General features: G+C 42.8%; 13 protein-coding genes, 1 pseudogene and 1 other annotated feature. Of the genes and pseudogenes, 6 read left to right on the top strand and 8 right to left on the bottom strand.

The window, feature by feature from the left end:
- Positions 1–11 precede the first annotated feature (11 nt).
- From cobA to EP737_RS17310, 5 genes are all read right to left on the bottom strand, one after another.
- Positions 12–1475, bottom strand: a complete 1464-nt coding sequence (gene cobA, locus EP737_RS17330; RefSeq protein WP_129729247.1) for a uroporphyrinogen-III C-methyltransferase — start codon at positions 1473–1475, stop codon at positions 12–14.
- Positions 1476–1595: 120 nt separating this feature from the next.
- The gene (nirD, locus tag EP737_RS17325) at positions 1596–1931 is read right to left on the bottom strand and encodes a nitrite reductase small subunit NirD (protein ID WP_129729245.1); all 336 of its coding nucleotides are present in this window, start codon (positions 1929–1931) and stop codon (positions 1596–1598) included.
- Positions 1932–2087: 156 nt separating this feature from the next.
- Complete coding sequence (nirB, locus tag EP737_RS17320) at positions 2088–4499, bottom strand: nitrite reductase large subunit NirB (RefSeq protein WP_129729243.1); 2412 nt, start codon at positions 4497–4499, stop codon at positions 2088–2090.
- 627 nt (positions 4500–5126) lie between these two features.
- Positions 5127–6482: an aspartate kinase gene (locus tag EP737_RS17315; RefSeq protein ID WP_129729241.1), complete on the bottom strand. Its 1356-nt coding sequence runs from the start codon at positions 6480–6482 to the stop codon at positions 5127–5129.
- 400 nt (positions 6483–6882) lie between these two features.
- A complete protein-coding gene (locus EP737_RS17310; protein ID WP_129729239.1) occupies positions 6883–7770 on the bottom strand; it encodes an AraC family transcriptional regulator in 888 nt (295 codons plus the stop codon).
- Positions 7771–7915: 145 nt separating this feature from the next.
- Here EP737_RS17310 and melA point away from each other — a divergent pair, with 145 nt between their 5' ends.
- Together melA and brnQ are read left to right on the top strand one after the other, a co-directional pair.
- Entirely contained in the window at positions 7916–9217 is a 1302-nt protein-coding gene (gene melA, locus EP737_RS17305) for an alpha-glucosidase/alpha-galactosidase (RefSeq protein ID WP_129729237.1), read from the top strand.
- Between the two features lie 470 nt (positions 9218–9687).
- The gene (brnQ, locus tag EP737_RS17300; RefSeq protein WP_129729235.1) at positions 9688–11007 is read left to right on the top strand and encodes a branched-chain amino acid transport system II carrier protein; all 1320 of its coding nucleotides are present in this window, start codon (positions 9688–9690) and stop codon (positions 11005–11007) included.
- 169 nt (positions 11008–11176) lie between these two features.
- On the opposite strand, the pseudogene msrA reads toward brnQ, so the two are convergent.
- A pseudogene (gene msrA / locus EP737_RS17295) lies at positions 11177–12110 on the bottom strand (peptide-methionine (S)-S-oxide reductase MsrA).
- Positions 12111–12361: 251 nt separating this feature from the next.
- Positions 12362–12575 (top strand) — a binding site (T-box leader).
- A 40-nt stretch (positions 12576–12615) separates the two neighbouring features.
- On the opposite strand from msrA, the gene proB reads away from it, so the two are divergent.
- Positions 12616–13707: a glutamate 5-kinase gene (proB, locus tag EP737_RS17290; protein ID WP_129729233.1), complete on the top strand. Its 1092-nt coding sequence runs from the start codon at positions 12616–12618 to the stop codon at positions 13705–13707.
- A 246-nt stretch (positions 13708–13953) separates the two neighbouring features.
- Positions 13954–15201, top strand: coding sequence for a glutamate-5-semialdehyde dehydrogenase (locus EP737_RS17285; protein WP_129729231.1), 1248 nt, complete (start codon positions 13954–13956; stop codon positions 15199–15201).
- 147 nt (positions 15202–15348) lie between these two features.
- On the opposite strand, the gene EP737_RS17280 is transcribed toward EP737_RS17285, so the two are convergent.
- Positions 15349–16113, bottom strand: coding sequence for an NRDE family protein (locus EP737_RS17280; RefSeq protein ID WP_129729229.1), 765 nt, complete (start codon positions 16111–16113; stop codon positions 15349–15351).
- 127 nt (positions 16114–16240) lie between these two features.
- On the opposite strand from EP737_RS17280, the gene EP737_RS17275 reads away from it, so the two are divergent.
- Positions 16241–17158, top strand: coding sequence for a metallophosphoesterase family protein (locus tag EP737_RS17275; RefSeq protein WP_165350846.1), 918 nt, complete (start codon positions 16241–16243; stop codon positions 17156–17158).
- 40 nt (positions 17159–17198) lie between these two features.
- Here the strand turns inward: EP737_RS17275 and mscL are convergent, their stop codons facing one another.
- Positions 17199–17597 (bottom strand): large conductance mechanosensitive channel protein MscL, encoded by a 399-nt coding sequence (gene mscL, locus EP737_RS17270; protein ID WP_129729344.1) that lies wholly within the window; start codon positions 17595–17597, stop codon positions 17199–17201.
- A gap of 237 nt (positions 17598–17834) precedes the next feature.
- Between mscL and EP737_RS17265 the strand changes: the two genes are divergently transcribed.
- Positions 17835–18554: a class I SAM-dependent methyltransferase gene (locus tag EP737_RS17265; protein WP_129729225.1), complete on the top strand. Its 720-nt coding sequence runs from the start codon at positions 17835–17837 to the stop codon at positions 18552–18554.
- Positions 18555–18600 lie beyond the last annotated feature (46 nt).

Raw genomic sequence — 18600 nt, 5'->3', positions numbered from 1 at the left:
CTTATTTTACATTACATTCCGCTTTGCTGAAGACATTCAATAAGTGCTCCTCTTTCCGGTACATACGGCATACCGACAGGCTTAAACCCGTAAGCCTCTGCTGCTTGCCATGTTTCAGAGCCCATGCAAATGATAGCTGCTTCCTGCATAACTTTCTCCAAGTCCAATCCGCACTGATGTGCCTCGTCGACGAATGTAGAAACAGAGGCAGCACTCGGAAAAATAATCGTATCAAGCGTCATATCCTGCAGCATTCTTTGAAATACAGGAATAAACCGTTCATCGATCTGCTTACGGCTTGTCACAAACCGATCATGCACTCCGTATTTTGCTGTATAGTGGGAGCTGCGCTTGCGAAGCTCACTATCACCCACGATTAATAATTTGCCCTCCTGCATATTTTGACACACATCTGCGGCAAATCCACGTTCCCTTAATGCGCGTACAGATTTAATAGAGCCACCGAAGAACTTCGCTCTCACTTGACGCACATCAATTCCTTGTCCAATTAACGCTTGGAAGAAATCATGTACACTTTCCGGGGCGTGAAACAAGATGTTGTCATAGGAAGCAATCTTGTTAAGAATGGTGACATCAATCGGCGCAGGAACAGCACGCCATTTCGGAAACTCTATTACATCCGCACCTTGTTCAGTTAGCTCCCTTGCAAGCTTACTTGGTTCAGCGCTTGTACGTGCCAACAATATTTGTCGTCCAAATAAAGGCTTTTTCTCAAACCAGCTTAACTGCTTGCGGATAGCTACAATCTCTCCGACTAATGTAATAGCTGGATTTCCAAATTGCTCAGCTTTCGCTTTTTCATAAATCGTCTCAAGCGTTCCTTCCAGCACTTTTTGACGCCCCATTGTTCCCCATTGAATTAAGATAACTGGAGTTTCCGGCCGCTTTCCATACCGCACTAGATTTTCACAGATCCAAGATAGATTTGCGATACCCATGTAAAAAGCAATCGTATCAACACCTTTAGCTAACCCTTCCCAGTTCACGGATGGCTTCCCGCCTTCTCCTTTTCCATGTGCAGTAACAACAGCGAATGAACCTCCATATTCGCGATGCGTAACAGGAATGCCGGCATATAAAGGGGCTGCAATTCCAGATGTAATGCCCGGAACCATCTCAAACGAAATACCATACTCCGTGAGCGCTGCGGCTTCCTCGCCAACTCTGCCAAATATTCCTGGGTCTCCTCCTTTTAAACGTACAACTGTTTTTCCTTCAAGAGCTTTCTCTACAAGCAATTGATTAATTTCCTCTTGTTTTAACGTGTGACATTTTGGCTCCTTGCCGCAATAGATGAACTCACAGCCTGCAGGAGCATGATCAAGCAGCTTCGCGTTAATAAGACGGTCATATAAAATTACATCCGCTTTTTCAATTGCTTGCATCCCTTTTACTGTAATTAAGCCGTTATCTCCGGGGCCGGCTCCTACTAAAAATACTGTTCCCTTCTTCATCGTGTGTCCATCCTTTCTACTGATTTTCGCTTGCAATCCTCACTGTATGAAAAGAACCCCTTCAAGCGTTCCCCTGCCTGAAAGGGTTCTTCTATTCTTATTTCTTTGTCATGACCCGGATTAAGAAGCGAGAATCTTCTTCTCCTCTACATGCAGTACAATCTCTTCAGTCTTTTCGTCAATTTCTACCTTAAACGTCTCTACGCAGCCTTCGTCTGGCTCTTGCACAAGACCGTCAAGTAAGTTAATCTTTTGGTCATGAAGCGGACAGTACACGTGGTGGTCGCAAATGATACCTTCTGACAATTTTCCTGCCTTATGAGGACATTTGTTTTCAATCGCCTTAATTTCACCAGTAGAAAGCCTAAATAATGCGATTTCTAATTCTCCAATTTGAATCGTTCTTGCGCTTTTCTCCGCAATATCAGACAATTTGCCGACAACAACCTTTTTCATTTCCAGTCCCCCCTGATTTATATACAAAAATCGGAATCGGCCTAGTTTTGCTCCTTCAGGAGAATGTTCTCCGGCAACGAAAACAATATTTGCCGGAGATTCTTCTGCAGACGGCAGCTAGACAACTACTTTCATATTTTTAAAACCTGCCACACCTTACAATGTAGCCAGTGGCTCAAATGTCGAGCTAAGCTTTCCTGTTTCGATAATTTCCTTCCAAGGATCTTTCATTAAGCCCAATGTCTTGTCAATGCGTCCAACTAAAGCAAGACGATCTTCCTTCTTCTCTAACGCCTGTTGAATTGTCGCTAGACCAAGACGCTCTACCCATTCAGATGTACGCTCACCGTAGTTTCCTGTTTCGCGGTAGTATTGAAGGTAAGCACCCGTCCATTCCAATACGTCCTCTGATGTTTTCACCTTGCAGAGTAAGTCACCCGCTCTAAGCTTCGTACCGCCATTTCCGCCGGCATACAATTCCCAACCGCCGTCAATCGCAACAACGCCAAGGTCTTTAATGCCAGATTCCGCACAGTTACGCGGACAACCAGAAACAGCTAATTTCACCTTCGCTGGCGTATTAAGACGCTCAAATTTCTTCTCTAAATCAATACCCATTTGGATTGAATCTTGTGTACCAAAACGGCAGAACGTGGAACCAACACATGTCTTAACCGTACGCAACGCTTTTCCGTACGCATATCCAGATGGCATATCCAAGTCAGCCCATACCTTCGGAAGATCTTCCTTCGTTACTCCTAATAAGTCAAGTCGTTGTCCGCCTGTGAATTTCACCATTGGGACGTTGTATTTTACTGCTACGTCAGCGATTTTCTTTAAGTCACTTGGTGTTGTAACACCGCCGTAAATTCTTGGAACAACTGAATACGTTCCATCCTTTTGGATGTTTGCATGATTACGCTCATTTACAAAGCGGGACTCTCTTTCGTCCTCATGCTCTTCTGGCCATACCATACCTAAATAGTAGTTAAGCGCCGGACGACATTTCGAGCAGCCTTCCTCGTTCTCCCACTCAAGTACGTTCATTACTTCTTTTGTTGTTGTCAGCTTCATCGTACGAATCGCTTCAACAACTTCCTCACGGCCAAGCTTTGTACAGCCGCACATTCCTTCTGCTCCTGCTTGCACGCCGTCAGCTCCAAGTACGTATGTTAGCACGTCCTCTACAAGCGGTTTACAGCCGCCGCATGATCCAGACGCTTTCGTACATGCTTTAACATCACTTACGCTTGCACAGCCCTTCTCTTTAATAGCACTTACAATCGCACCTTTGGAAACGCCGTTACAGCCACAAACAATCTCGTCATCCGCCATAGCTGCAATGAGTTCAGCCCCAGACTTCGCTCCGCCTGCACTCTCTCCAAGAAGAACTTCTTTTTCTTTGCCTGTAACGTCCTCGCCTTTTCGAATCATTGAGAAGATGCGGGAGCCGTCACTTGTATCTCCAAACAATACAGAACCGATTACTTTGCCGTCTCTAATTACAACCTTCTTATACACGCCTTCAAAGTCATCTTGAACGCGAACAGAACGCGTATCCGGACCATCCATAAATTCTCCTGCTGAGAATACATCTACACCAGATACTTTAAGCTTTGTTGACACGACAGAACCTTGATAGCCTTCTCCTTCAACACCCGCAAGCTTCTTCGCTAAAATATTTCCTTGTTCATATAACGGTGCTACAAGTCCGTATGCAATGCCGCGGTGCTCAGCACATTCGCCGACTGCATATACGTTCGGGATGCTCGTTTCTAAATAGTCGTTTACAATGATACCGCGGTTAACTTCTAAACCACTTTCACGGCCAAGCTGTACGTTCGGGCGAATTCCAACTGCCATTACAATCAGGCTGCCTTCAACCTCTGTATCGTCAGTGAAGCGTAAGCCGCTTACTCGCTTGTCACCTAAAATTTCTGCTGAGTTTTTCTCCATCAAAAACTTCATGCCTTGATTTTCTAATTCTTGCTGAAGCATACGAGATGCTGTTGCATCAAGCTGTCTCTCCATCAAGTATGGAGCAAGGTGGACAACTGATACTTCCATGTTTAAGTTTAACAAGCCTCGCGCTGCTTCCAATCCAAGCAAGCCGCCGCCAATAACGATCGCCTTCTTGTATTCCTTTGCAGCAGCCAACATCGCTTCGCAATCCTTAATGTCACGGAACGCGATTACGCCTTCCTTGTCTGCTCCTGGAAGAGGAAGCATGATCGGTAAAGAACCTGTAGCAAAAATCAACTCATCATACGAAACTGTAATACCACCGTCAGAAGTAACCGTTTTTTGTTCTGTGTCAACTTTTCTTACACAGTGTCCTGTATGAAGTGTAATATTGTTTTCTCTATACCATTCCCAGCTATTTAAAATAATGTCATTCATGTCAGAATCGCCGGCTAACACCTTGGAAAGCAGGATACGATTATAGTTTGGATGAGGTTCTTCCCCAAACACTGTAATGTCATATTGGTTTGGATTCAGCTTTAGAAGTTGCTCAATACACCAAATTCCCGCCATTCCGTTACCAATGAGAACTAATTTCTTTTTCATTCCCGCCACACTCCATTTCGTAACTATTTATAACTTATGATGTTATGTTTGCTAACATGAATTAAATGTACCGGAGTTTTCTGAACATTTCAACTGGATAATTCATCTATTTTTCACAAATAGCTAATGAAAACGCTATCAACTTTCGACAAAAAACGACATATAACGTTGCTTTTCCTGACATTTCCCTTAAATCCCCTCTGCATACGCTTTCGTAGCTACGTAAGAAAAGCGAACATACTTAGTTTGTATTCCCACAAACAAACAGCATTTTTGGAAATTTATATAAACAAGGGGGAGAGAAAATGGAATTGACGTTCGTAAGACAATACCGAGTTTATTTTGGTGAGCTAGCAGAGGGAAACAAGATATAGTTATATGCTTTATGTTTCACTGCAGGAAGGTATAAATGTTCAGATGGGGGCTTATCCGTTATGAAAATGTAAAGAAAACTCACCGATTGGTGGGCCCTGCTTTTGGGCGAAGACAGAGGTGCAGTTGCCCTTATACTGTATTCCTAAAATTTCCGACTACGCCGAATAGTCTTCCAGCTGGAAATTCATATTTTCTTACAGCACAAAAAAGATGCCTCCCCAAAAGGAAGCATCTTTTCCCATATTTTCTCTATTAGTTATTATTAAAAAATGCATCGTAAAGTGCACGAACCGCTTTTTGTTCATCTACTCCCTGCACACCATACATCATGCTCACCTCAGAAGAACCTTGGTTGATCATATCGATGTTTACGCCAGCCTTTGAAAGAGCTGTTGCTGCTTTTGCTGTTGTTCCTATGTTTTGTTGCATGCCCTCGCCCACAATCATAACCATAGCTAAATCACGCTTCACTGTAACGCTATCTGCTTGCAGCTCATCTTTAATACGTTGAACGATTTGTTCTTCCGTACCTCCGTCAAGTTGCTTTTGACGCACAATAACAGAAATGTCATCAATGCCAGATGGTGTATGCTCATACGATACATCGTAATCCTCCAAAATATGGAGCAATTTCCGTCCGAAACCGACTTCTCTGTTCATTAAATATTTACTTACATAAATGCTGGCAAAACCGTTATCACTTGCAATTCCTGTGACAGGGCCATTCTGATGCTCGCGCTCATGCGCAATCTTTGTCCCAGGCGCAGATGGATTGTTTGTATTTTTAATTACAACCGGAATTTGTGCACGGAACGCAGGAATTAATGCTTCATCATGGAATACAGCAAATCCCGCATAGGAAAGCTCGCGCATTTCACGATATGTTAACTCTTGAATCGCCTTTGGATTAGAAACAATATTTGGGTTCACTGAATACACGGAGTCAACATCGGTAAAGTTTTCATAAACCGCTGCCTTGACGCCGTTTGCCAAAATAGAACCTGTAATGTCAGAGCCGCCGCGCGAGAATGTAACAACTGCCCCTTCTTTGGAATAGCCAAAGAAACCTGGGAAAATGATGATACCAGAACGGTCGCGCAGTGCATATAGGTTTTCATAAGATTCTGGAAGCACCTGTGCATTGCCCGGCTCGTCCGTAACAAACAGACCCGCTTCCTTCGGATTTACATAATGAGCTTCTACCCCTTGAACATTAAAATACGCCGCAACGATTTTTGCGCAGTTATCCTCTCCGCTCGCAACTACCGCATCACGGAATCTCGCTGCATCACTGCGGTCACCATGCAGGATCTCAAGCAAATCCATAGAAATGCGGTCAACTACCTCAGCAGATACTCCTAAATAATCAGCAATTTCCTTATAGCGGGCTACTACCGCTTCAAAAGCTTCCTTCCCTTCGCCTGAGCTTAGGTATTGCTCTACACAGGAAAGAAGCAAATCTGTTACTTTAATGTCTTCTTTAAATCGTTTCCCTGGTGCAGATACAACAACAACTTTTCTCTCAGGGTCACTCGTCACAATATTGAAAATCTTTTGAATCTGTTCACCAGAAGCAACAGATGTACCGCCAAACTTTACAACTTTCATTTTGAACCCCCATCATTACATCCACGAATAAACATCGTGCTTATTATATTGAAATTAAGTTTTATTATCTCTCTATTTTTTATTTGTTGCAATCCCTTTTATTACACTTGTAAGAAATTATAAATTTCCAGCTAGAAGCAAACTCGACGCAACGGGAAATTTTAGGAATACAGAAGGGTAACTAACTATGCCTCTGTCTTCGCCCAAGGGCAAGGCTCGCCAATCGGCGAGTTCCTTGCCCTGTAAGAAATTATAAATTTCCAGTTAGGCGCGAATTCGACGTAGTCGGAAATTTTAGGAATACAGTATAAGTAGGAATACGCCTCTGTCTTCGCCCAAGAGCAGGGCTCGCCAATCGGCGAGTTTTCTTTAATAAAAGCAATACTTTTCCATGCTGATTTCATCGGATGATAATATGATCGATCGGAAGAGTCCCTTTCCCTTCCCGAAACCTCCCTGCAGATACTCCGACAATGCGTTTAAATACCTTGTTGAAATAATTTGCGTTTGCGTATCCTGTTTTGGCTGCAATCTCTCCAATCGGAAAATTCGTCTGCCTCAGCAGCTGAACAGCCTTTTCTATTCTGATTTTTGTTAAATATTGCATAGGAGTTATACTCATTTGCTCCCGGAATTTATTGATAAAGTAATATTTGGACAGGTTAGCAGCGCTAGCAATATCTTCAGCCACAATGGGCTGCTGATAGTGCATCTGCATATAATAAAGCGCTTTGGACACATCTGATGAAATTCCTCTGTCTAAGTTATCCATTTGTTTAGCGAACCTATAGCATTCCATCACACATTCGTATGCTTTAGCTGAAGCAGAGTAAGCATCTAACAGCTTTTGTTCCGCCACTTGCTTATATAGCTCAATTAAGCATTGGATAATTCTTGCCTCAATTGAGATTGTAACTACAGTCCCGCAAGTACGCCGTATGTACTCCCAGCATTTCGCTGCCTCATCACCGTACAGCGTAATATGAATAAATTCCCAACGGTCTGAGTTGTCCGGTAAAAAATAGCAATGTTCACTCGGAACATCAACAAAAAAGGCTTGACCTGGCTCTAGTGAAATAGATTTTCCATCTATTTCAATCATCCCTTTACCCGACAGTGTGTATTGAAGAATATAGATCCCCTGTTCATCTCGCTCCATCCCGTCCCAGCGGTATTCCTTCGACGTTCGCTCCTCCCATCCGATGGACCATATCCCTGCAACATGCTCCTGACTCTGCTCATGAAATCGAGGGCCATATGATCCAAACCCCACCTTTTGGTATAACAATATTTTACCCTCCTATCACACTTTATTACCGTTGATTCCCATATGCTCGTGGGTTTAACATATATTATAGCAGACCCATTACAAAAAAAGATTCAAAAGCTACAAATAAGTATCAGAAATATTTTACCTTTTAGGGGGAGTTAAAATGGGAAAAATCACATTTCTTGGAGCAGGCAGCACAGTTTTTGCAAAAAACGTACTAGGGGATTGTATGCTAACACCAAGTCTGCAAGGATTTGAATTTGCTTTATATGATATTGATTTAGAACGTCTGAGAGACTCAGAAAATATGCTAAATAACCTAAAAGAAAGCACAAACAGTACAGTTCGAGTGAAAGCGTATACAGATAGAAAAGAAGCACTGCGCAATGCTAAATATGTTATTAACGCCATTCAAGTTGGCGGCTATAACCCTTGCACAATTACAGATTTTGAAATTCCAAAACGATACGGTCTCCGTCAAACGATTGCTGATACAGTCGGAATCGGCGGCATTTTCCGAAATCTTCGTACCATACCGGTGATGCTTGATTTCGCCCGTGATATGCAAGAGGTTTGTCCTGACGCTTGGTTTTTAAACTACACGAACCCGATGGCTGCGTTAACAGGCGCTATGCTTCGCTACGGCGGTGTGAAAACAGTTGGATTATGCCATAGTGTGCAAGTATGCGTTCCTCATCTATTTCAAGCACTCAGCATGCCGCTTGATAACGTTCAGTGGAAAATCGCAGGGATTAACCATATGGCATGGCTGCTTGAAATCACACGTGACGGTGAGGACTTGTATCCAGAAATTAAGCGCCGCGCTTTAGAAAAACAAAAAACGAAGCATGACGATATGGTACGTTTTGAACTTATGCAACGCTTCGGCTGTTACGTTACGGAATCATCCGAGCATAACGCTGAATATCATCCATATTTCATTAAAAGCAACTATCCAGAGCTCATCGAGCGCTTCAATATCCCGTTGGATGAATACCCGCGCCGCTGCGTGAAGCAAATTGAGGATTGGAAAACAATGCGAGAAGAGCTTGTTCATAACAAAAACTTAACACATACGCGCACACATGAATATGCTTCCTATATTTTAGATGCGATGGAAACAGATGTACCATTCAAAATTGGCGGCAACGTTTTGAATACAGGCGGACTCATCAGCAACCTTCCTGAAAAAGCAGTCGTAGAAGTGCCTTGTCTTGTTGACCGGAGCGGTATCACTCCTACGTATGTTGGTGAGCTTCCGGAGCAATTGGCGGCTTTAAACCGCACAAACATCAATACACAGCTGCTCACAATTGAAGCTGCCATCACTGGTAAAAAAGAGCATATTTACCACGCAGCAATGCTTGACCCACATACGGCAGCTGAGCTATCTATGGATGATATTGTTTCACTATGTGACGATCTAATTGAGGCTCATGGAGATTGGCTGCCAGCTTTCAAGTAAAACTATATTCAAATATAATAAAAATGAGCTATGCGCAAATAAACAATATAATATAAGAAAACCTGCACCAAGCCTCATATTTGGTGCAGGTTTTTTGCTGTAAACGATTATATCAAGCTATCTTCTCCAAATATCCAAAGAGAAGAATAGTCTTAAAATTCAAAACCCCAAAAATATTGACATAACATTTTCCTCTTGCTAATCTTTATTTTAGAATAAAAAATGATGACAAGACGAATCATAGTTGCTTCCTGTATAACAGGGAATCGGCGTGAGACGAAGGACATTGCTGCAAGTCATCTCCAAAATGCATAAAAGCCTATGATGGTTCATCTATCATTTAAACGGGGTATAAAAGAGACGTATCGTACTGTTTTTCTGCAGAAATAAGATTCATTGCGAGCACGCTCGTACCTATTTAAATGGGGCGGGCTTTTTATGCTGTTCATCAAGAGAAAGGAGCTACATCTATGAAACAGAGAGACATTTTACTTATTGGACTAATGCTATTTTCTATGTTTTTTGGAGCGGGAAACCTGATGTTTCCTCCGCTATTAGGAGCTCAAGCTGGTACATCCCTTTGGCTGGCTCTGTTCGGCTTTATCGTAACTGCAGTTGGTCTGCCTTTATTTGTACTGATTGCAATTTCGCTTGTAAAAGGAGGGGCGCAAGAGCTAGGCAATCGTGTCCATCCTCGCTTCAGCTCTGCCTTTACCGTTATCGTATACTTATCTATCGGACCGTTTCTAGCAATTCCGCGCAATGCAAATGTCGCATATGAAATGGGATTCAAACCATTTATCGACAGCTCGCCGCTTACGCTATTTATCTTTACGGCTATTTTCTTCGCCCTCGTCTACGCGATAAGTCTAAATCCATCAAAAATGGTAGACTATATGGGCAAATGGATTACACCTATTTTGCTTTTGGCGATGGCTGTGCTATGCATCGCTGCCTTTACGCAGCTCCATGAGCCGCTTCAAGCTCCAAAAGCAAAATATGAAGCATCTGCTTTCTTTGCAGGCTTTATTGACGGCTATTCTACGATGGATGCACTAGCTTCTCTTGCCTTTGGTATCGTTATTTTAACAGCGTTGCAGCAGCGCGGAATCACAGATTCACAGAAGCTAACGCGCTATACAGCCAAAGCAGGTTTCATTGCCGGTATCGCTCTAGCAGCCGTTTATATTGCGCTCGGTCTACTAGGTGCAAAGATGGCGCCGCAAGGTTCGTTTGAGAATGGAACAACCATCCTTTCTAGCGCAGCAAGCCTGTTGTTCGGACAGGGCGGCAATATGCTTCTTGGTTTTATTTTTACATTAGCATGTTTTACAACATGTGTTGGCTTAACAACTGCCTGCGGACAATATTTTGCAAAGCTTGTGCCAAAGGCAAGCTATAAAACAATGGCATTGATAGTTACGCTCGTAAGCTTTGGACTTGCAAATTTAGGTTTAAATCAAATCCTTACAGTCTCTGTGCCGTTTCTTGTTATGGCATATCCATTAACTATCGTGCTCGTAGCTCTTGCCTTTTTGCACCGTTTCTTTGCAGGCTCACGAGCGGTATATGCGAGTGCTATGCTATTTACAGGGATGTTTTCGTTGTACGATGGACTTAAAATGTTCGGCTTAGAATCGTCAATCCTAAACAATGTAACAAATTCACTTCCGTTTTCCGCAGCCGGATTAGGCTGGGTCGTTCCAGCAATTGTCGGGGCAATTGTCGGAAGCATAATCAGCCGCTTTGGCTCACAGCAATCTACGCACAAAACAAATCATGCGTCTTAAAGGAAACTCGCCGATTGGCGAGCCCCGCCCTTGGGCGAAGACAGAGGCGTAGCCCTACTTATACTGTGTTCCTAAAATTTCCTTCTACGTCGAATTCGCTTCTAGCTGGAAATTTATACGTTCTTACAGTGTAAGATAAAAGGTCTTGCCAATTCATCGGCAAGACCTTTTATCGTTTCATTTGAAACAAAATAAGAAAATCTCCATATCCTTCTCTTTCCAAATCCTCTTTTCGGATGAATCGCAGCGCTGCAGAATTCACCTCATAGTAGGAGGAAAGGCGGCGGCCTAGATAAGAGTCTCCTTCCCTGCTACGCACCTCTATCTCGCCGTCATTCTCCTGCTCCTTTACACTTGCGAACATAACCGGTTTTCGAAAAACGGGTCTGCCGTAGCCAGAGTTAATTTTGTCCTTGGAACTGAATAGCGGCTCTCCAGAAACGATGTCTACATATAACCCTTCCAGCTCACAATCCCAATACTCATTTTGAAATGGAGGTTCCATGCCATTTTCCTGCGTAACGTAATATTGCATTGCTGTTAGCTTGGCTTGTAAATAAGACGTGTCCTTAGGGCCAGTGCTTCTTAATGAAAGCGTCACGTCCTGAGCCTTGCCGATACATTTTGTAGCGGAACGGGTTTTTCTTGTGATAATCCTGATGATATTCCTCCGCTGGGTAGAAGGTAGATGCCGGTAAAATGGCGGTCGCAATCGGTTTTTGAAAATGGCCGCTTTCCGCTAATGCACGTTTGGATGCCTCCGCTTGCTGCCGCTGCTCCTCTGTATGATAGAAAATGACTGTTTGATAGGATTGCCCACGGTCGTAAAATTGCCCGCCGGGATCCGTCGGGTCGATTTGCTGCCAATATAGTTCAAGCAGCCTTTCATACGGCATACGATTCGGATCAAATGTAATTTGCACAGCTTCGTAATGCCCGGTCGTTTCTGAGCAAACCTCTTTGTAGGTCGGGTTTTCTGTATGCCCTCCTGTATAGCCTGATACAATGCCAAGCACACCATCTATCTCTTCAAACGGTGTAACCATACACCAAAAACAACCTCCAGCAAAGGTTGCCAGCTGCGCATTTGTATGTTCATTCATTCTTTTCACCTCGTTATGAAAAATATGGTACTGTTGTGATTATATCATGTTCATTCTTTCTTCCAAACGAGCATGCTTCCCTCGGCAGATTAGCACTTTTGTTAAAGATCCTGTTTGAATATGGATAGACAATGAAAAAGACTATGCAGCTGTTAGAATATCTAAATTACAATTCCGAATTAGAAAGAAATACCTCTTTCCGCTTGACATCAGACGATGATTTACGGCATAATATTTTAAAAATTAAAATACAAAGAGCATTGAAAGGGACTAGTAAATATCCCTTCTTTCGATAGAGAGTGGAATCCACAGGCTGGAAGATTCCTCGAGAAGAAGCTATTGAACCTGCCCTGGAGCTTTCGGTGATAAACTGAACGTTCGCCTGCGTTACAGGTGTTGAGCGGATATGCTTTATGCATATCAAAAAAGGTGGTACCGCGGAATCATGACCCTTCCGTCCTTTTTATAAAGGATGGAAGGGTCTTTTTATATTGGAGGGGAAAATGTGAAAAAGCAACGTATTGTCGTGAAAATCGGGAGCAGCTCGCTTACGTCTGACGGCGGCGGTATTTGTATAGAAAAACTAACAGATCATGTAGACGCTTTAGCAAAGCTGAAGCAAGCTGGGCACGAGGTTGTACTTATCTCATCCGGTGCGGTTGCTGCTGGATTTACAGAGCTTGGCTATCCATCGCGCCCCGTAACAATTACCGGAAAGCAAGCAGCTGCTGCTGTCGGACAAGGTCTGTTAATGCAGGCCTACACAGAAGCCTTCCGGAAGCATCACATTGTAGCTGCACAGCTTCTGTTAACACGCGGCGATTTTTCAAGGAAAGAGCAATATAGCAACGCCTTCGCAGCCTTATCGGAGCTGCTTGACCGCTCTGTGCTCCCGATTATTAACGAAAATGATTCTGTTTCTATCGAGGAGTTAACATTTGGAGACAATGATATGTTATCAGCTCTTGTAAGCGGGCTCGTTCAGGCAGATACGCTTATTATTCTTACAGATATCAATGGGCTATATGATAAAAACCCACGGCAAGATGCATCCGCTAAGAAATATGCTTTCCTTCCTGCTATTACCGATGAAATTGCTGCATTTGCAGGCTCATCTGGTTCCAAGGTCGGTACAGGCGGCATGAAATCTAAAATTGATGCGGCACGAACTGCCTTATCGCTTGGCGTCAGCGTCTTTATCGGAACAGGATCCGGTGCGGAGAAGCTAACAGACATTTTAGAAGGAAAAGGCGACGGAACCTATATTGGCAACGCACCGCAGCGTCTTTTAAAAAATAATAAGCAATGGATTGCGCTGCATTCGTTTGTAAGCGGACAAGTCATTATCGATCAAGGTGCAGCAGCAGCTATCCTTCAGCAAGGAAAAAGCTTGCTGCCAGCAGGCGTTACATCAGTGCGCGGCAGCTTCCACGCAGGTGAAGTTGTTGAAGTTATAAATGAAAAAGGAATTGTCATCGGAAAAGGTCAAATTAACTATGATGCACCTGAGCTGGAGCGGATCAAAGGAAAGCAAAGCAACGAAATCGCATCTAAGCATTATGAAGTCATCCATCGGGACAACTGGGTAACTGTCTAAAGAAGATTGCGTGATTGGCAAGGGCAGAAGCATAGTTCTTATACTGTATTTCTGTATTTCGAAAATTCGCGACTACTCCAGCTGGAAATTTATACTTTTTTTAAAATGTAAGAAAATCAGCCTTAAGCCTGATTGGTTGCTGGTTTAAAGCATTTGTCACTAGAAGTGAGCAGGTGGCATGTACTAGACAATCACTTAGCTCTAGGCCATACTTATCCTAACCAACTAAAAAGGGGGATTTTATCAATGAGTGAATTATTGACAAAAGCAAAGTTGGCAAAGCAAGCAGCAAGCGAGCTCGTAACAAAATCAACAGAGCAGAAAAACGCAGCCTTAGCGGCAATTGGAAAACAGCTTGTAGAAGAGATGGATTATCTGCTTGCAGAAAATAAAAAAGACATTGAAGAGGCGAAGGCAAAAGGAACATCTACATCTTTAATCGACCGCCTTACTTTAAATGAGGCACGCATCCATGATATGGCCGATGCGATGAAACAGCTTGTTGAGCTGCCAGATCCTGTTGGAGAACGTTTAGAAGCATGGGAGCGTCCAAACGGCTTGCAAATTGAAAAGGTACGTGTTCCCCTCGGTGTTGTTGGTATGATTTATGAAGCGCGTCCAAACGTAACTGTCGATGCCGCAACCCTTTGTTTAAAAACAGGAAATGCTGTCATTTTACGAGGAAGCTCCTCAGCAGCTCACTCCAACAAAGCTCTTGTGCGTGTGATTCATCATGCTTTAGAGAAAACGGACATTCCAGTCGATGCTGTTCAGCTGATTGAAGATACGAGCCGTGAAACAGCTTCCCAGCTCTTTACACTAAATGATTACTTAGATGTGCTAATCCCACGCGGCGGCAAACAGCTCATCCAAACAGTTGTAGCGCAATCGTCTGTTCCTGTATTGGAGACTGGCGCCGGTAACTGCCACGTCTTTATCGATCAATCAGCGGACGAGCAAATGGCAACTGATATTGTAGTAAATGCGAAGGTTCAACGTCCTTCTGTCTGCAACTCTATTGAAACCATTCTCGTTCACGAAGCTTGGGCAAGCCGTCATTTAGCTAAGCTTGCTGCAGCATTGCAAGAAAAAGGCGTAGAGCTTCGCGGCGATGAAGCAACACGTCAGCTCATTCCTGCCGTGCATGCTGCAACAGAAGAGGATTGGGAAACAGAATACAATGACTTAATTCTAGCTATCAAAATTGTCGCAACCACAGAAGAAGCGATTGCTCATATTAATCAATATGGTACAAAGCATTCAGAAGCAATTGTAACAAATAACGATGAAAGTATTGCAAAGTTCTTTACATCCGTTGATGCAGCGGCCTTATATCATAATGCCTCCACTCGCTTTACAGACGGCTTTGAATTCGGCTTTGGCGCTGAAATCGGCATTAGTACACAAAAGCTGCACGCACGCGGACCAATGGGGCTTCCTGCTCTTACATCTACAAAATATATCGTGCATGGCACTGGACAAATTCGGCAATAACCTATGCTAAGAGTCCGGTATGCATATCTCCATAAAAATGCATAAGCTTCACAAGGTACATGAAAGCGGGATTTTTCGTCCCGCTTTCATTCGTTGTATGTGAGGAAGTTTAATACTCATTTTCCTGTAGAGCCTTCTTCCAGCACGCTAATTTCCTTCTGTAACAAAAAATGAAAATTCCCTTTCCTTCACTACTCCATCTGCATACACACGCTCTGTAAAGCAAATATCCTCCTTTTTTCGAAGCAGTACCGCAGATGATCTTGTCCCGTAATCTGGCGTTTGAATGAACAACGGAGACAGCTTCCGCTCCCAATCAAGCGAAACCCCTGTACTCGGAAGCTCTTCATCTGGCGCTTGCTCTGCCTGCTGCAATGTTGCAAATAAACAATCAAATAGATTACCCTTGGCAACTTCTAGGCAGCTCTTCAGCCCTTCCTTCCCTTTTTGAACCTTCGGCCATGGCGTGTCGAGCAAATGATTACTTAATCCGTACAATCCTGGAGGCAGCAACCGAATTTCATTTTCTACATTAGAGTAGTAATATAATGAATGCATATCCCCGACAATTAGGTTATAACCCGGGTATGCATCACGTTGCTGCTGCATATACCGCATATAGCATTCTGGTGAATCCTGCCCCGTTAAAAACTGACTCACAACCTCGCCGCGAGAACGCTTATGTTCTGTGCTTTCTGCCGGATTTCGATAGTTTGTAAGAGCAGCAAAGCGTCCCTGCCTCGTAATCCCCATCCAAGTCCCCATTTTCTCTAAATCCCGCCCCCCGAGTACATTTGGAGCGTCGTCCCAAAAATGTGCGGGAGCTGTCGGTCTATGATAAAACTCATCACGATTTGCAGCTACAATCAGGTCGATATTATCCATTTTATAAGCAAAAAGAATTAAACACATGTTTATCACTTTCCTTCCAAAGCATGCTTTTCTTCACTATATCATAATTGGTTTTCTTCCCACTAAACGAAACTCCCTCTTGCTTTATGCATACGATAAGGTATCACTTTGTAAGGAGTATAACCGCATGACAACGTTAAATCAGGAGTCGTTAAATCTATTACAAAAAAGGTCATTTCCAGATGATGAAATACAGTTTATTATTCTTGGTGACAGCCATATAAACTCTTATGGTTGGAACGGTCATACAATGCAGCATGACCTAGACAAAAATGGAGAACGCTACAAAAAGATTCTGCAGCATATTGTAAAACATCACGGTTCTTCCGCGGCTTTTGTCATTCATGGAGGGGACGCCATTGGTGACGGTGTAATTAAAGGCATTAGCAAAGCGAAACAAAAGGAAGCAAACTTTCGCGCCTTTGTAGATATTACAAAAGAAATATTATTTCCGAAGGAGCTGCCGATTTTCGTCACAATCGGTAATCATGATTTCATCCTTGAAGATGATGAACTATCTCCCCGACTGTTTGAAGCATATATTGGACCTGTTAAAGGTGAGATATTGATTCCAGATTCAAATATAGCCTACATCTATCTTCCAACATACTTCGAAGACTTAAAAGGCTCACCTTATTTTTATGAAGAAGACCTAGAGTGGCTGAAGAGGAAGCTCGTTACACATCCATCCGATCATTACCTAATCGACTTTCACGCCGACTTACGCGTAGGGGCCTTTAAACAAAATTCAGCCAATGACCATTACGCTTTATCAGCGAATGAAACACAAGCATTTTTTCAACATATAAGCGCAAGCGTTAAAGGCATTTTCAACCACCATCGGCATTTTTCATATGAGTACACCGCTTCATTTCAAACACCCAGCGGTACTCACCAAGTTCCTTATCTTGTTACCGGATGCGGCGGTAATAGCACAAGCCGCAACAACAGTCCAAACTATTTCGTTTGTACCATGAGCAACCTCGATACGTCAGAGCCCTCCCTTGACTTTACACCAGTCACAGTCCCGGGTTTGCAGAGCTAAAAAGCCGCCTTTTGGGCGGCTTCATCTTTTCCTTTAGAACTTATTTATCGGTTTCCCTTTGTATACCTTGCTTTAAAACATCACGAATTTCTGTTAACAATTCTTCTTCTCTGCTTGGCTTTGGTTCCTCCTGCTTCTCCTCTGTTTCCTGCTTCCTCTTTAACTTGTTAAAAAAGCGAATAAACATAAAAATAGAGAACGCAACAATTAAAAAGTCGACAATAGTTTGCAGAAAACTGCCGTATTTCACAACCGCGTTGCCGACTTGGATTTGCAAATGCGTAATATTAATACCGCCTAGCAACAACCCTACGAGCGGTGTAATAATATCTGCGACCAAGGAGGTTACGATTTTCCCGAATGCGGCACCAATAATAACCCCGACAGCCAGATCCATAACATTTCCTTTGAATGCAAACTTCTTAAATTCCTGCCACATATCTCTTGCCCACTTTCTTTCATTATCTCTCTTGATTTCCTCATTGTACCATCTTTTTTCCCGATAAAGAAAACTTGCCGATTGGTTACTGATTTCGGATTCCAATTCCCTCCTCCATTTAATTAGGGCTGGTTTACTAACGTTAATTCCCTTAGCTATATCATCATAAGATACGCCTTAAGAAGGAACCATCTTTTTTTAGTTTCATATTATGTAAAAAAGATAGGCGAAGGGGAGGTGGTTCTAATTAGAAATTCAATTTATTTGGATGCTTTGTCCAAATTTGGGGTTGGCGGCGCACACCCCGGTGGTATCAATCTAACAAAAAAAATATTCAAGACTGAGGAAATTAACGAAACCTCTTACATTTTAGATGTAGGGTGCGGAACAGGTCAAACAGCTGCCTATTTAGCTTCCCGATACGGAGCAAAAGTAACAGCAATGGACATCAATCCAATAATGATAGAAAAGGCCAAAAATAGAATGACTAAATACCAATTACCAGTTGAAATTATTCAAGGCTCAATAGAGAACTTTCCTTTAGCGGATGGGAGATTTAATTTTATTATTTCCGAATCTGTTCTTTCTTTTGTAAATAAGCCTAGAGCACTTAAAGAAATATTTCGATTATTGAAGAATGGCGGTCGGTTTATTGCAAATGAACTTACCATGAATAAACAGCTTGAGACAACTAACGAGGAGGAAATAAAGCAATTTTATGGATTAGATTCCGTCCTTATGGAGAAGGACTGGGTCACTTTATTTGAACATACCGGTTTTAAACATATAAAAACTCGAGTGCAAGAGCATCCTAACTTCCAGAACAATCCACTACCTGAATTTACGTACTCAGCGCATATCGATCCTCAACTTTATCAGATAATAACTCAACATTTTCATCTAATGATTAAGTATCAAGGCGTTTTGGACTATCGAGTATTTTCATGTACTAAATAGTTGTTTAAAAGCTTTAACATAAAAAAGTCCTGCAGAGACCGACCAA

Origin of the sequence: Ectobacillus funiculus (assembly GCF_004138295.1) — a bacterium.
In the GTDB taxonomy this organism is placed as follows: domain Bacteria; phylum Bacillota; class Bacilli; order Bacillales; family Bacillaceae_G; genus Ectobacillus; species Ectobacillus funiculus.
This window is presented reverse-complemented; position numbering and strand designations above follow the sequence as displayed.

Bases quoted from the DNA above. Each gene is read 5' to 3' on its own strand.
- EP737_RS17315 (WP_129729241.1), bottom strand. From the start codon at position 6,482: ATGAAAGTTGTAAAGTTTGGCGGTACATCTGTTGCTTCTGGTGAACAG.
- EP737_RS17280 (WP_129729229.1), bottom strand. From the start codon at position 16,113: ATGTGTTTAATTCTTTTTGCTTATAAAATGGATAATATCGACCTGATT.
- EP737_RS17275 (WP_165350846.1), top strand. From the start codon at position 16,241: ATGACAACGTTAAATCAGGAGTCGTTAAATCTATTACAAAAAAGGTCA.
- nirD (WP_129729245.1), bottom strand. From the start codon at position 1,931: ATGAAAAAGGTTGTTGTCGGCAAATTGTCTGATATTGCGGAGAAAAGC.
- EP737_RS17285 (WP_129729231.1), top strand. From the start codon at position 13,954: ATGAGTGAATTATTGACAAAAGCAAAGTTGGCAAAGCAAGCAGCAAGC.
- mscL (WP_129729344.1), bottom strand. From the start codon at position 17,597: ATGTGGCAGGAATTTAAGAAGTTTGCATTCAAAGGAAATGTTATGGAT.
- brnQ (WP_129729235.1), top strand. From the start codon at position 9,688: ATGAAACAGAGAGACATTTTACTTATTGGACTAATGCTATTTTCTATG.
- melA (WP_129729237.1), top strand. From the start codon at position 7,916: ATGGGAAAAATCACATTTCTTGGAGCAGGCAGCACAGTTTTTGCAAAA.
- nirB (WP_129729243.1), bottom strand. From the start codon at position 4,499: ATGAAAAAGAAATTAGTTCTCATTGGTAACGGAATGGCGGGAATTTGG.
- cobA (WP_129729247.1), bottom strand. From the start codon at position 1,475: ATGAAGAAGGGAACAGTATTTTTAGTAGGAGCCGGCCCCGGAGATAAC.